Consider the following 12,945-nt stretch of genomic DNA (forward strand, 5'->3'; position numbering starts at 1 on the left):
GCGATCCAGTACTACGACGCGCAGGTCGATGACGCCCGGTACGTCATGATGCTCGCGCGCACCGCCGCACAGTACGGCGCCACCGTTGCCACCCGCACTCGCGTGACCGGCTTCGTGAAGCAGGGCGAGCGGATCACCGGCGCCGTCGTGCGCGATCTGGAGAGCGGCCGGGAATTCAACGTCCGCGCGAAGCGGGTCATCAGCGCCACCGGCGTCTGGACCGATGACGTACACGAACTCGCCCACGCACGCGGCAACGTGTCCGTGCGCGCGGCCAAGGGCGTGCACCTGGTCGTGCCTCGCGACCGGATCAACCTCGACACCGGCCTGATCGCCCGCACCGAGAAGAGCGTGCTGTTCGTCATTCCGTGGGGCCGGCATTGGCTGATCGGCACCACCGACACCGACTGGAACCTCGACCGCAATCACCCGGCGGCCAGCAAGGCCGATATCGACTATCTGCTCGACCACGTGAACGCCGTGCTCGCCACGCCGATCGGCCGTGACGATATCGAGGGCGTATACGTCGGTCTGCGGCCCCTGCTTTCCGCCGGCGAAGGCCAGGAAACCGCGCAGCTCTCCCGAGAGCATGTGGTCGATTCACCGACGCCCGGTCTGGTCATCGTGACCGGCGGCAAATACACCACGTACCGGGTCATGGCCAAGGACGCGGTCGACGCCGCCGTCGCAGACTTCGAGCAATCAGTGCCCGCATCGGTGACGGACAAGGTTCAGATCCTCGGTGCCGAAGGATTCGCGGCCCTGTGGAACGAACGCCGCCGTATCGCACAACGCGCCGGATTGCACCCGTCGCGAGTTGAACACTTGCTGAACCGGTATGGATCGTGCGTGTACGAACTGCTCGAACTCATTTCGGCGGACGCGAGCCTGGCAAAGCCGATCGAGGGCGCCGACGACTATCTGCGGGTGGAGGCGGTGTACGCCGCTTCACACGAGGGCGCGCTGCATCTGGATGACGTGCTCACTCGCAGAACCCGGATTTCCATCGAGGAGCGGGACCGGGGCGTGGCGGCCGCACCGGAGGCGGCCGCTCTCATCGCGCCGATTCTCGGCTGGGACGCGGAAACCGAGCGCGCGGAGGTGGAGCGGTACCTCGGCCGGGTGAGCGCGGAACGCGCCTCTCAGGAACGCGCCGACGACTCCGCCGCCGACGAAGCGCGCCGCGCTGCGCCTGACTTGGATACCTCTGGTGTGACCGGGGCTTAAGGCGGCTGTAGGCTTCCCGCCGTTCGGCGTGGGGCGCCTCTCGTCGTGAACCCTGCGCCGCCGCCCCGTTCCCACCAGAAGGCGCCCGACTTGGAGGACGCTGGTACTCCCAAGTTGGCATGATCTGTCGGATTCGAGTATCTCGAATCCACCAGTTTTTGTGAGAACTTGGCTACAGCTCTTCCCGAGCGTGCCTCACGTTTCCATAGAATGCACGAATTCACCGCTCCGGCGTCGCGGTGGCCCTGCCGATTTCGCCCACTCGGCCGCGCAGCGCTGACCGGTGGAGCGATCGTGCCACGTTCGGAGACGTGGTGAGCACAGGGTGGGAGCGGCGCGTTGTCGGAAACTGATGCACAATGGCGGTTCCTCGCGGAACGCTACGAATTGCTTGGGCAGTTGGGCGCCGGTGCGGTCGGCGCGGTGTGGCTGGTACGCGACCGGGAAGGCGGCGCCGAATACGCGATCAAGATCCTGAAGCCTGAGCTGACGGCTTTCGCGGACGGGATCACCGCGCTGCGCTCGGTGCTGGACTCGGTGCGCGGCCTCGGCCATCCGAACATCGTGGCCGTGGACGACGTGTTCGCGCACGAGAACCGGGTGGCGCTGGTGATGCGGCCGGTGCCCGGCGAGGACCTGCGGGTCCTGCTGGCCCGGCTCGGCACGCTGGCGCCCGCGCACGCGGCGCTGCTGGTGGCGCAGCTGTGCGACGCGCTGGCCGCCGCGCACGCCGCCGAGGTCGCGCACGGCGGGATCAAGCCGGGCAACGTGCTGCTCGAACCGCTGCGCGACGCGGCGGGTTCGCTGCGGGTGGGCCTGACCGACTTCGGGGTGGCGCAGCTGGCCGCGTCCGCCGGGGTCACGGCGCTCGAGGACGCGATCGGCGAGTCGTTCTACGCGGCCATGCCGATCGAGTACCAGGCCCCTGAGATCGGCGTCGGCTGCATCAGCAGTCCCGCCGCGGACGTCTACGCGGTCGGCGTGCTGCTGTACGAGGCACTGACCGGCCGGCCGCCGTTCGCCGGCAGCCCCGAGGAAGTGCGGCGTTCGCACGCCGACGTACCGCCCCCGCGCATCCCCGGCCTGCTGGACGCGATGTGGCTGCTGATCGCTGCCTGCCTGGACAAGCACCCGCAGCACCGGCCGACCGCGGACAATCTGGCCAGCCTGCTGCGGGAGATCGCGCCCGCGATAGAGGCCACGCCGCAGTGGGTGGTGCGGGACGAGGCCGGGGCTCCGCCGCTGCTGACTCCACCCTCTGAGCGCACGCAGGCGTTCGGGCCGGGTCCGTCCACGGAGCTGGTCCTCGCGTCGCAGTCCGCGCTCCCGCCGAGCACCACGCTCGTCGCGGTCCCCGGAGCGAACGGCGCGGACCCGTTTCCCGACGCGGCCGGCTCGCCCCGGGTGTTCACTACGCCGCGGCGCGCGGAACTGGCCGCCGTCGTGGTCGTCATCGTGCTCGCCTTCGCGGCGACCTGGCTGTTCTCCTCGATCGGGTCTGCCCCGCCGGTGAAGGGGACCTTCGTCGCGGTGCCCACCCAACAGCCGTCGAGCACCCTCGCCGCCCTCGCCGACGGCGGCCCGTTCGGCACGGGTTCGCCCTCCGGCACCGCCTCCGCGACGGCTTCCGTCTCGGCGAGCGCGACCACCTCGGCGGGCGCCGGTGCGTCACCGTCGGGTGCGGCGGCTTCGCCCACGTCTGGCTCGCAGCCGGGCCCGTCCCACAGCGCCGGTCCGCCGCTGCCGAGCCCCTCGCCGAGCCAGGCCGGCGGCGGCGGGGGAGGAGGCGGTGGTGGCGGTGGCATCACGAACGGCTGGGTCGACGTCGTCAACGTCACCAGCGGGCTGCTGCTCGACAGCGGCGGCAACGTTCCGGCCTGGTCGCGCCTGAAGCAGTGGGATTTCAGCCCGAGCGGCAACGTGCAGTGGGAGTTCGTCGCCGTCCGCGGCGGCTACTACCGGATCGTCAACCGGACCAACGGCATGGTGGTCGACAGCGGAGGAAACAGCAACGACGGCGCCACCGCGACGCAGTCGCCGTGGAGCGGCAGCGACGACCAGCTGTGGTATCTCAACAGCGTCGGCAACGGCCGCTACCAGATCATCAACCGCGCCACCCGCACCGCGCTCGACGGCGGCGGCAGCACGCAGGCCGGTTCGAGCACCATTCTGTGGCACCCGAACGGCAGCACGAACAACGAGTGGACGATCAACGGAGCCTGATCCGCGACGCCGCGCGGGCCGCACCGGCCCGCGCGGGCCGCACCGGCCCGCGCGGCCGGTGCGGCCCGCGCGGGAAAATCCGGAACGAGGCACGAAAAGGCAGCAAGGCAAGAAAGCAGCAAGGCAAGAAAAAGGCCGATCCGGCGGGGTCGGAGCCGGATCGGCCGCTTGCACGCCTCCCGAAGCATCACCTCTTCGGGAGGCCGTAAGCCGTAGGGCTCAGCCCTCGGCCTTGTCCAGGATCGCCTCGATCTCCAGCGCGATGGTGACCTTGTCGCTGACCACAAGGCCGCCGGTCTCCAGGGTCGCGTGGAAGTTGACGTTGAAGTCCTTGCGGTCGATCTCGGCCTTCGCGGAGAAGCCGGCGCGGTAGCCGCCGTAGGCGTCCGGGCCGAAGCCGTTGAGCTCGAGCTTGAGCGGGACCTGCCTGGTCACGCCCTTGAGGGTCAGCTCGCCGTCGACGATCCAGTCGCTGCCGTCGGCGCGCACGGCGGTGGACTGGTAGGTCATCGTCGGGTAGGTGTCGACCTCGAAGAAGTCGGCGGAGCGGATGTGCGCGTCGCGCTGCTCCTGGTTGGTGTCGATCGAGTCGAGGTAGACGGTGGCGGTCACCGAGCTCTGCTCGGGGCTCTCGCCGGTCACGAGGGTGCCCTCGAACTTGCGGAAGAAGCCGCGTACCTTGCTGACCACCATGTGCCGCACCGTGAAGGACACGTCCGAGTGAGTCGGGTCGATGGTCCAGGTGCCCGCCTTGTAGCCGGGGATCTGTGTGGTCATAGCTGCTCGCCTCCGAGTAAGTTCAACTTTCAACTTTCTGTGTCTGAGGCGACCCTACGCCAAACTTATCAAAGTTTCAACCATCTGGTGGCAAGATGACCCAGACGAGCTAGTAACCAGCGAGAACAGGTCGGTCAGCCGGCCGGGAACAGCGCGTCGATGTACGCGTTGCGGAACTTGCCGCCCGGATCGTACTCGTCCATCAAGCGCCGGAAGTCCTGCGCGCGCTCGTACCCGTCCGCGATCTTCGCCGGCTCCACGGTGAAGACCTTCCCCCAGTGCGGCCGCGCGCCGAGCGGGAGCAGCACATCCTCGATGGCGCCGACCACCGGGGTGACCGCCGCCGCGTCCTTGACCCAGGTGAAGTGGAACGCGACGCTGTCACGGCCGTACGAGGGGCTCAGCCACAGGTCGTCGCCGGCCACCGTGCGGATCTCGGAGATCTGGAGCACCGGGGCGATCCGCTCGCCGAGCGTGAGCAGCGCGCCGATCGCCTGCGGGGCGTGCTCGCGCGGCAGCAGGAACTCGGACTGCAACTCCTCGCCCGCGCTCGGGGTGAACTCGGACCGGAAGTGCGGCAGCCGCTCCTGCCACGGTCCGGGAACGCCGCCCTGCTGCGTGCAGAACCCGGCCGGCATCTGCGGGATCGGGTGCTGCTGCGACGTGGCCAGGCGCGCGCCGAGCCATTCCGGCGCGGCGGCCCAGCTGTCGTCGTCACCGTCCGTACCGTCGACGGCGGCCGCCCCGGCCCGCAACCGCCGCTTCAGCCAGACCGCGCCCTCAGCCGCGCCCTCGCCCCCGGCCCACTTCGTGAACACGCTGACGCTGTATGCGGCCCCGGACACGGTCGCGAAGTTCGCGGCGAGCCGGTCGAGCCCAAGGCCGAGGTAGACGTACTGCGCCACGTCGAACGCGGGCACCAGGTCCAGGGTCATCCTGGTCACGACGCCGAGCGCGCCGAGGCTGACGACCGCGCCGGGGAAGCGCTCCGGATCGTCCCTGCGGCTCAGCTCCGCGAGATCGCCGTCCGCCGTGACGAACCGCAGCGCGCTGACCGCTGTCGCCAGCCCGCCGTTGCGGTCGCCGGAGCCGTGGGTACCGGTCGCACAGGCCCCGGCGATCGAGATGTGCGGAAGCGAGGCCAGGTTCGGCAACGCGAAACCGGCACGGTGCAGGTGCTCGGCCACCTCGGCGTACCGCAGCCCCGCCGAGACCGAGGCGGTCCCGGCGGCCGTGTCGATCTCGACGACGTTCGGCAGGCCGCCGACCGCGATCAGGTCCTCCGGCGTGTCCGCGATGTGGTTGAAGCAGTGGCCTGTCCCGAGCGCGCGCACCTTCCGGCTCGCCGAGACGATCTTGCGCAGCTCGGCGACCGAGTCCGGGCGGTGCACCCGGGCCGCGGCGAAGGCGATGTTCCCGGCCCAGTTCGTCAGGCTGCTGTCACCCGGCATTGCGTGTCCGGCTCCTGTTCCGCGCGGCTGTCGAGGTCCGATCGCCCGAAGCCGATCGTCAGCTCAGCGTACCGGTGTAAGGGTCCCAGCCCTCCGGCAGCTCCTGCGGGATCGGCGCGCTGCTCTCCACGTCGCGGAACTCTCCGCTCTCGGCCGAGTCGGCGATCGCGGCCATCGTCTCGAGCACGTGCTGCGCCAGCTGGCCGGAGGCGCGGTGCGGCTCGCCGGAGCGCAGCGCCCTGGCCATGTCCAGCACGCCGAGGCCGCGCCCCGCGACCGGACCGGAGACCGGCAGCTCGCGCCAGTCCTCGTCCTTCGGGCCGCGCACCAGCAGCGGGCCCTCGAAGGTGTTCGGATCCGGCACGCAGAGCGTGCCCTCGGTGCCGGTGATCTCGATCATCCGGCGGCGCAGCGGCGAGTCGAAGCTGAAGGTCGAAGCGGCGGCGGCGCCACCGGCCAGGTCGATCAGCGCCGTGACGTAGGTCGGGACCTCCACCTGGAACACCGTGCCGGCCCGAGGGCCGGAGCCGATCACCCGCTGCGCCCGCGCCTGCCGAGCCGTCGCCGCGACGCGCGTGGCCGGGCCGAGCAGCGCGGTGAGGGCGGTCAGATAGTAGGGGCCGATGTCGTACAGCGGGCCGGCGCCGACCTGGAACAGGAACTCGGGGTTCGGATGCCAGGACTCCGGACCCGGGTTCTGGATCACGGTGGTCACCGCGACCGGCTGCCCGATGGCTCCGGAGTGCAGCGCGCGCAGCGAGGACTGAAGCCCGGCGCCGAGGAACGTGTCCGGGGCATTGCCGACCCGCAGCCCGGCCGCCTCCGCCTCGGCCAGCAGCTTCTCGCCGCTGGCCGGGTCGAGCGTGAGCGGCTTCTCGCCGTACACGTGCTTCCCGGCCCGCAGCGCGGCGCGCGCGACCGGCAGGTGCGCGGCCGGGGTGGTCAGGTTGACCACGAGCTCGACCTCGGGGATGGCCAGCACGGCGTCCAGATCCCCCGAGGCCGGCACGCCGTATTGCGCGGCGACCGCGGCCGCCCGCTCTACGTCGAGGTCCCCGATGGCCAGGACCCGCACATCCGGGAAGGAAGTCAGGTTCTTGAGATACTCGCCGCTGATCACTCCGGCGCCGACGATGGCGACGCCGACGGGTCCGCCGGTCATGCCGCCCCGCCTTCCGCGCCGCGGCCCGCCAGCTCGGTGAGGTACGCGTGGCTCGCGGCCAGCGCCTCGAAGACGTCGCCCGCGCAGCTGTCCAGCTCCACCACCCGCCAGGCTTCCGGCCGCGCGGCCAGGATCTGCGGAACCGGCATCACGCCGGCGCCGACCGCGGTGTGCGGCTCGCCCTTGACCAACGGGCCGTCCTTCACGTGCAGCGCGACGACCCGGTCGCCGAGCCGGCCGAGCAGTTCGGGGACCTGGGCGCCGGCGATCGCCGCCCAATAGGTGTCGATTTCGAGGACGACCTGCGGGCTTAGCCGCTCGGCGAGCACCTCGAGGGCGTGCACGCCGTCGATCTTCGGCTCGAACTCCCACCAGTGGTTGTGGTAGCCGAGGGTCAGGCCGTAGCCCTCCGCCTGCTGCGCGAGCCCGTTGAGCACGTCGGCCGCGCGGGCGATCCCGTCGCGGGTGGTGAACTCGGCCTCCGGGATGCCGGCGGGCACGATCGCCAGCTGCGTGCCCAGCGTCGCCACCGCCTCGAAGGTCGGGCCCGGCTCGGGATCGCGGACGAGTCCGCCTGCGTGGGCGCCGGAGACGGTCAGGCCCAGCTCGTCGGCCAAGGCCTTGAACCCCTTCGGGTCGTCGGCCGGGCTGTACGGCTCGACCGCCTCGTATCCGAGGCCTGCGATGCGGCGCAGCGTGGCCTCGCGGTCCTCGGCCATGTGCTCGCGCACGCTGTAGAGCTGCACGCTGATGGGTTTCGGCATGTTCCCTCCCGTACTCCTGTCTCCGTACTCGTCGTCTGCTTTCGTCAGCCGGCCTACAGCGGTCAGCCGACGATCAGCGGCCGCAGTGTGCGATGCGCGATCTCAAGCCCCTGCTTCACTCGGGTCTCGTCGCCGCCCCAGACCGGGTCCTCGTGCTCGACCGAGAGCGTCCCGGTGAATCCGCCCTCGTACAGCGTGTCCACCACGGCCCGCCAGTCCACGTCGCCGAGGCCGGGCACCCGGTAGCGCCACCAGCCGACGTCCCACGGGTTCTCCCGGCTCAGGCTCTTGCCGAAGAAGCCGTAGCGCACCCGCGCGCGCTGGTTGATCTGCGCGTCCTTGGCCTGCGCGTGCGGAATGCGATCGACGTAGGGGCGCAGCGCCTCGATCGGGTCGATGCCGAGCCACAGCAGATGTGAGGGGTCGTAGTTGAGGTAGAGGCCCAGGGAGAACATCCACTCCCACAGCTCCGGCGCGTAGGCGAGGTTCCCGGGGTAGCCGTCCGGGTGCCAGCCCTCCATGACGCAGTTCTCGATGATGATCTTGACTCCGCGCTCGCCGGCGTATTCGACCAGCGGCGGCAGCACCCGCTCGGCCAGCGCGATGTTGTCCTTCACCGACAGGCCCGGGTCGCGGCCGATGAACGTGCCCACGTACGGCACCCCGAGCAGCTGCGCGGCGTCCACATTGCGGCGCACGTGATCGGCGATCTGCAGGCGGCGGCGCTCGTGCGGGTGCAGGTTGTTCTCGTAGTAGGCGAGGGCGGAGATCTCCAGGCCGTGCTGATCGAACAGGGCCTTGACCCGCTCGGCGTCGCCCTTGTCGAAGGAGGCGACGTCGATATGGCTCGCCTCGAAGTCCCGCGACCCGGTGGACGGCCAGGTGGCGACCTCGAGCGCCTCGTAGCCGTGCTCGGCGGCCCAGGCGGCGATCTGCGCGAGCGGCAGCTGCGGCAGGCAGGCGGTGAGAAAACCCAGCTTCATCGGGGCACCTCGATCCAGGAGCGGGACCGGGCGGAGCGCAGCACCGCCTCGGTCAGACGGACGGTTCGGGCGGCGTCGCCGAAGGTCGGGAACAAGGACCCGGAACCCCGGCCGGCGGCCGCGTCGGCGCGGATCGCGGCGTACACGTCGGCCACGAAGCCCGCGAAGCAGTCGGCGTAACCCATCGGATGGCCCGGAGGCAGAACGCTGAGACGAGCCGCCTCGGGGGAGAGCAGAGCGGGATCGCGCAGCAGCCGCGCGTTGCCCGCGCGCGAGCCGGCGAACAGCGACTCAGGGTTCTCCTGATCGAAGGCGAGGCTGGCCCCGGCCCCGTCGATCTCGAACCACAGCCGGTTCTTGCGCCCGGGGGAGACCTGGGAGACGGTCAGCGTGCCCGAGGCACCGCGATCGGTGCGGAAGAGCACCTGGACCGCGTCCTCGGTGGTCACCTGCGTGCCGCCGCCCGCTTCGCCGTGGCCCGCCCCTGCATCGGACCCGGTGAAGGTCTCCCGGGCGGAGCCGTAGCGCACCGGAAGCACGGTCTGCTTCTCGGCGATCAGCTCGCTGATCCGGTGCCCGCTGACCCACTCGACCAGGTCGCACCAGTGCGAGCCGATGTCGGCGAACGCCCGCGACGTGCCGCCCTGCTGCGGATCGACCCGCCAGTTGTTGTCGCCGGGCTCGGACAGCCAGTCCTGTAGGTAGTGGCCGTGGATCAGTCGCACGTCGCCGACGAATCCACCGTGCACCCGCGCCCGCGCTTCAGCCGCCATCGGGTGGTAGCGGTAGACGAACGGCACCGCCGCGATCAGGCCACTGTCACGGGCCAGGGCGACCAGTGCGTCCGCGTCCTCGCTCGCCGTCGCGAGCGGCTTCTCGCAGACCACGTGCTTGCCCGCGCGCAGCGCCAGCTCGGCGAGCCGGAAGTGCGAGGCGTTCGGTGTGCAGATGTGCACTACGTCCGCCGCGTCCGTCTCCGCCAGCTCCTCGGCGGAGTCGAAGGAGCGCTCGAGGCCGAATCGCTCGGCCGCCGCCTTCCCGCGCTCGGGCGTCGAGGCGCACACGCCGGCCACGTACGCACCGGCGCGGCGGGCGGCGTCCAGGTGTAGCCGGGCGACCATACCGGCGCCCGCGATCGCCACACGCAGCGGCGCCTCGGTCATCGCGACCTCCATTCGGTTCACCGGTACGTTAAACCCGGCTCTTTAGGTTGACAATGGCGCGCTTTCCGCTAAGTTCTGTCATAAATCAGCGAGGGGACGGCGCCCGGTGTAAGGAGCCTCATGAGCAGTCTCGGCGGCCGCCATCTCGCCGCGCTCAGCGAACTGGCCTGCCTGGTGGCCGACGGGACCGCGACGCGGCGCAGCCAGCTGGCGCAGGCCACGGGCCTTTCCAGGGCGGCGGTGGCGCAGCGCGTCGACCTGCTGGTAGCGCGCGGCCTGCTGGTCGAGACCGAGCCGGTCGCCACCGAACGCGGCCGCCCGCCGCTCGCCCTCCAGCTCGCTCCCGACGCGCTGATCTGCGCCGTCGACCTCGGCGCCACGCACTGCCGGCTCGCCCTCACCACGCTCGGCGGCCTGCCGCTGGTGGAGAGCGTGCGCGAGATCGACATCAACGAGGGCCCGCAGCGCATCCTCGCCGGCGTCCGCGAGCTGACCACCGAGCTGCTGGCGCGCATCGACCGGCCGCAGGCGCACCTGCGCGCGTTCTGCATCGGCGTGCCTGGACCGGTCGAGCATGAGACCGGCACGGTCATCCGGCCGCCGATCATGCAGGGCTGGGACGGCTACCGGATCCCTGAGTTCTTCGGCGCGCGGAGTCTCTCCGGCGAGCACTACGACCCGGGCGTCACAGTGCTCGTCGACAACGACGTGAACATGATGGCCTTCGGCGAGTACAGCCGGCGCCGCGATACCAAGCACCTGCTGTACATCAAGGTGGGCACCGGGATCGGCTGCGGCATCATCTCCAACGGCACGCTGCATCGCGGCGCCGCCGGCGCGGCCGGGGACATAGGACACATCCCGTTGCCAGGGCACGAAGACGTGCTGTGCCACTGCGGCAACACCGGCTGCGTCGAGGCGGTGGCGTCCGGCGCCGCGATCGCGCGAGCGCTGCGTGAGGCCGGGCTGCCGGCGACCGGCGGACGCGACGTGGTCCGGCTGGTGTCGGAAGGCAACCCGGTCGCGCGTCGTCGGGTCCGGCTGGCCGGGCAGCAGATCGGCGAGGTGCTTGCCTCCCTGGTCAGCTTCCACAACCCGGACGCGATCGTGATCGGCGGCAGCATCGCGCAGCTGCACGAGGATCTGCTCGCCGACATCCGCGGCGTCGTCTATCGCAGGGCGCTGCCGCTCGCCACGCGCACCCTGGCCATCGAGACCTCGGCGCTCGGCGAGCGCGCGGGGGTGGAGGGCGCGGCGCGCATGGCCGCGAGGCACCTGCTCTCGCCCGACGGCATCGAGAAGCTGCTGGTGCAGCCGGTTCGCTGAGTGCTGATTCGGGACGTGACCGGCAGGTCGGCGGCGGTCAGTACGTGCGGTAGTAGATCAGTTGCCCGCCCTCGCCTTTCGCCGCGCCCTCACCGGGAAGGAACAGGCTCACCGCCAGCGCACGTCGGCCGTCCGGCGCGGTAAGAGCCGTGACATGAGGATTGGCGAACGCGGTGCTGCCGCCGTCCGTGCGGATGCTCGTCGGATGCGCTTCACGGGATTCGTAGTCGTAGACGTAGGTTCGCCAGGACCCGAAGTCGCCCTTGACGTGCTGAGCCTCGATCACCGCGTATGAGTGCTCGAAGAAGGTCACCGGGTCGCGTCCGCCGATGTTGCCGCCGACCCGGAAACGCAGCAGCGCCTCGTCGAACCCGGGCTCTGGTGCGGCTTTCCAGCGCTTGAAACCGGTGAGCGTGGCGCTCAGCTGGCGGTCCACGTCGCACTTCCACCAGTAGTGGCCGCCGAGCGTGATGACGGAGTGGTCGATATCAGGGTTCAGCTGTACCGAGTAGATGTTGGGTGTGCCCTCGGCGCAGCGCGAGAGCGAGCGCTTGGCGTCGAACGCGCGCAGCGCTTTGCCGTCGAACAGCGCGTCCCGGTCGGTGAAGTAGCGCAGCGCGATGTGGTTCTTGGGTTCCTGTTCCCATGCCAGCAGATAGCCGCCGCCGGGCACGGCCGCGATCGTCGGCTGCGAGCCGCGCGGGCCGAGGTCGCGTACGTGGCGCCAGTCGATCAGGTCAGGCGAGGTCGCGAGGCCGACATGAAAGCAGCCGTCGGCCAGCGTGCTGTGATAGACCGCGAGATAGCCGCCGCCGTCCTCGATGACCTTCGCGCAGTGCATCTCGCGCCCCGCGTCGTCCGTAACCGCGTATCGGCGCGCGTCAGCTGACGTCACCTCTTCGATCAGCGAGCGCAGCAAGTCGAGCACGCATCCATCCTGCGGCATCGCCCGCCTTCGTGCCGCGCGGCTCCGGCGGGCCGGCGGCGCCGCGTCAGTGCGCGATGAGCACGGAGCAGAACGCGTGCCGCGCCACGTGCTCCGCGGTCGAGCCGAGGACGCGGTTGTGCAGCTCGGGGTGGCGGCTGTGCCCGATCACCAGCAGATCGGCGTGCGCGGCCCGGGCGGCGATGAGAATCTGGCCGGCCGGATGCCCGACGCGCAGATCGGACGCGATCTCCACGCCGTGCTGCCGTGCAAAGTTCGTGGCCGTGCGAATCCAGTCCTCGGCGTGCTGCACGGCGCGGGAACGGGTCGAGGCGGCGCCGGCGGCGCTGCCGTTCGCTTCCTCTTCGCCGGATTGGCCCGACAGGTCGATGCGCCGCGGCCCTCCCGACGCGGCCGGGGCGAACGCGGTCACGTGCTCCGGGAACTCGTCGATCGCGATGACGGTCAGCCGCGCCTTCGGCAGCACGCCGGCCAGGGCGACGGCGCGGGACAGCGCGGCCCGGGCGCCCGCCGAGTCGTCGTACGCCACCGCGATCCGGGCGAAGCGGCTCGCGCCCGCCGCCGCGCTCACGGCGCCGACCTCATGACGGCCGGGCTCACGGCGTCGGGGGCGGGTGCGGCTCGGCGTTCACGGCCCCGCCTCACAGCGTCGGGTGCGCCGGGACGTGCGTGGCCGACTCGATGTGCGCGCTCGCCCGGGCCAGCAGCTGCCGGGCCAGGTCGTTGAGCGCGCGGGCGGCCGCCAGCTCCTCGCCCACCTGCGTCTGGACCGGATCGTTCGGGTGCTTGCTGGCGTGACCGTGCGCGCGCAGCTCGGTGCCGTCCGGGAGCTTGAGCAGCGCGGTCGCCCGGGTCTTCGGCCCGGCCTCGCGGAAGGTCACCTCGCTATGCCAGCCGACGATAGTCTGCATCGTCGCCTCACC

12 protein-coding genes are annotated in these 12,945 nt (G+C 71.0%); 3 read left to right on the forward strand and 9 right to left on the reverse strand.

All coding sequences use genetic code 11. From position 1 onward, the window contains the following. Both VFB40_RS04240 and VFB40_RS04245 read left to right on the forward strand, forming a co-directional pair. The coding region (locus VFB40_RS04240; RefSeq protein WP_324847942.1) for a glycerol-3-phosphate dehydrogenase/oxidase at positions 1-1,227 on the forward strand (1,227 nt) is incomplete at its 5' end. Positions 1,228-1,566: 339 nt separating this feature from the next. Next, positions 1,567-3,450 (forward strand): protein kinase domain-containing protein, encoded by a 1,884-nt coding sequence (locus tag VFB40_RS04245; protein ID WP_324847943.1) that lies wholly within the window; start codon positions 1,567-1,569, stop codon positions 3,448-3,450. Positions 3,451-3,669: 219 nt separating this feature from the next. Here the strand turns inward: VFB40_RS04245 and VFB40_RS04250 are convergent, their stop codons facing one another. From VFB40_RS04250 to VFB40_RS04275, 6 genes are all read right to left on the reverse strand, one after another. Beyond that, the gene (locus VFB40_RS04250) at positions 3,670-4,227 is read right to left on the reverse strand and encodes a YceI family protein (protein WP_324847944.1); all 558 of its coding nucleotides are present in this window, start codon (positions 4,225-4,227) and stop codon (positions 3,670-3,672) included. A 134-nt stretch (positions 4,228-4,361) separates the two neighbouring features. Continuing rightward, a complete protein-coding gene (locus tag VFB40_RS04255; protein ID WP_324847945.1) occupies positions 4,362-5,678 on the reverse strand; it encodes an FAD-binding protein in 1,317 nt (438 codons plus the stop codon). 58 nt (positions 5,679-5,736) lie between these two features. Continuing rightward, positions 5,737-6,840, reverse strand: a complete 1,104-nt coding sequence (locus tag VFB40_RS04260; RefSeq protein WP_324847946.1) for a Gfo/Idh/MocA family protein — start codon at positions 6,838-6,840, stop codon at positions 5,737-5,739. Next, a complete protein-coding gene (locus VFB40_RS04265; RefSeq protein ID WP_324847947.1) occupies positions 6,837-7,604 on the reverse strand; it encodes a sugar phosphate isomerase/epimerase family protein in 768 nt (255 codons plus the stop codon). Before VFB40_RS04265 ends, VFB40_RS04260 begins: the two co-directional genes overlap by 4 nt. Positions 7,605-7,666: 62 nt before the next feature. Further along, on the reverse strand, positions 7,667-8,587 hold the full coding sequence (locus VFB40_RS04270; RefSeq protein WP_324847948.1) for a sugar phosphate isomerase/epimerase family protein: 921 nt from the start codon (positions 8,585-8,587) through the stop codon (positions 7,667-7,669). Next, positions 8,584-9,750: a Gfo/Idh/MocA family protein gene (locus VFB40_RS04275; protein WP_324847949.1), complete on the reverse strand. Its 1,167-nt coding sequence runs from the start codon at positions 9,748-9,750 to the stop codon at positions 8,584-8,586. Before VFB40_RS04275 ends, VFB40_RS04270 begins: the two co-directional genes overlap by 4 nt. Before the next feature lie 120 nt (positions 9,751-9,870). Between VFB40_RS04275 and VFB40_RS04280 the strand changes: the two genes are divergently transcribed. Further along, a complete protein-coding gene (locus tag VFB40_RS04280; protein ID WP_324847950.1) occupies positions 9,871-11,076 on the forward strand; it encodes an ROK family transcriptional regulator in 1,206 nt (401 codons plus the stop codon). A gap of 37 nt (positions 11,077-11,113) precedes the next feature. Here VFB40_RS04280 and VFB40_RS04285 read toward each other — a convergent pair whose 3' ends face one another. The 3 genes from VFB40_RS04285 to VFB40_RS04295 all read right to left on the reverse strand — a co-directional run bounded on the left by VFB40_RS04285 (position 11,114) and on the right by VFB40_RS04295 (position 12,933). After that, the gene (locus VFB40_RS04285; protein ID WP_324847951.1) at positions 11,114-12,004 is read right to left on the reverse strand and encodes a hypothetical protein; all 891 of its coding nucleotides are present in this window, start codon (positions 12,002-12,004) and stop codon (positions 11,114-11,116) included. A 64-nt stretch (positions 12,005-12,068) separates the two neighbouring features. Further along, positions 12,069-12,593: a universal stress protein gene (locus VFB40_RS04290; RefSeq protein ID WP_324847952.1), complete on the reverse strand. Its 525-nt coding sequence runs from the start codon at positions 12,591-12,593 to the stop codon at positions 12,069-12,071. A 70-nt stretch (positions 12,594-12,663) separates the two neighbouring features. Beyond that, positions 12,664-12,933, reverse strand: coding sequence for a DUF1876 domain-containing protein (locus tag VFB40_RS04295; protein ID WP_324847953.1), 270 nt, complete (start codon positions 12,931-12,933; stop codon positions 12,664-12,666). Positions 12,934-12,945 lie beyond the last annotated feature (12 nt).

Source organism: Actinocrinis sp. (assembly GCF_035650855.1).
Taxonomy (GTDB): Bacteria; Actinomycetota; Actinomycetes; order Streptomycetales; family Catenulisporaceae; genus Actinocrinis.

Excerpts from the sequence above, each read along its gene's own strand:
- VFB40_RS04260 (WP_324847946.1), bottom strand. The coding sequence starts at position 6,840 with ATGACCGGCGGACCCGTCGGCGTCGCCATCGTCGGCGCCGGAGTGATC.
- VFB40_RS04255 (WP_324847945.1), bottom strand. The coding sequence starts at position 5,678 with ATGCCGGGTGACAGCAGCCTGACGAACTGGGCCGGGAACATCGCCTTC.
- VFB40_RS04275 (WP_324847949.1), bottom strand. The coding sequence starts at position 9,750 with ATGACCGAGGCGCCGCTGCGTGTGGCGATCGCGGGCGCCGGTATGGTC.
- VFB40_RS04265 (WP_324847947.1), bottom strand. The coding sequence starts at position 7,604 with ATGCCGAAACCCATCAGCGTGCAGCTCTACAGCGTGCGCGAGCACATG.
- VFB40_RS04270 (WP_324847948.1), bottom strand. The coding sequence starts at position 8,587 with ATGAAGCTGGGTTTTCTCACCGCCTGCCTGCCGCAGCTGCCGCTCGCG.
- VFB40_RS04250 (WP_324847944.1), bottom strand. The coding sequence starts at position 4,227 with ATGACCACACAGATCCCCGGCTACAAGGCGGGCACCTGGACCATCGAC.
- VFB40_RS04280 (WP_324847950.1), top strand. The coding sequence starts at position 9,871 with ATGAGCAGTCTCGGCGGCCGCCATCTCGCCGCGCTCAGCGAACTGGCC.
- VFB40_RS04295 (WP_324847953.1), bottom strand. The coding sequence starts at position 12,933 with ATGCAGACTATCGTCGGCTGGCATAGCGAGGTGACCTTCCGCGAGGCC.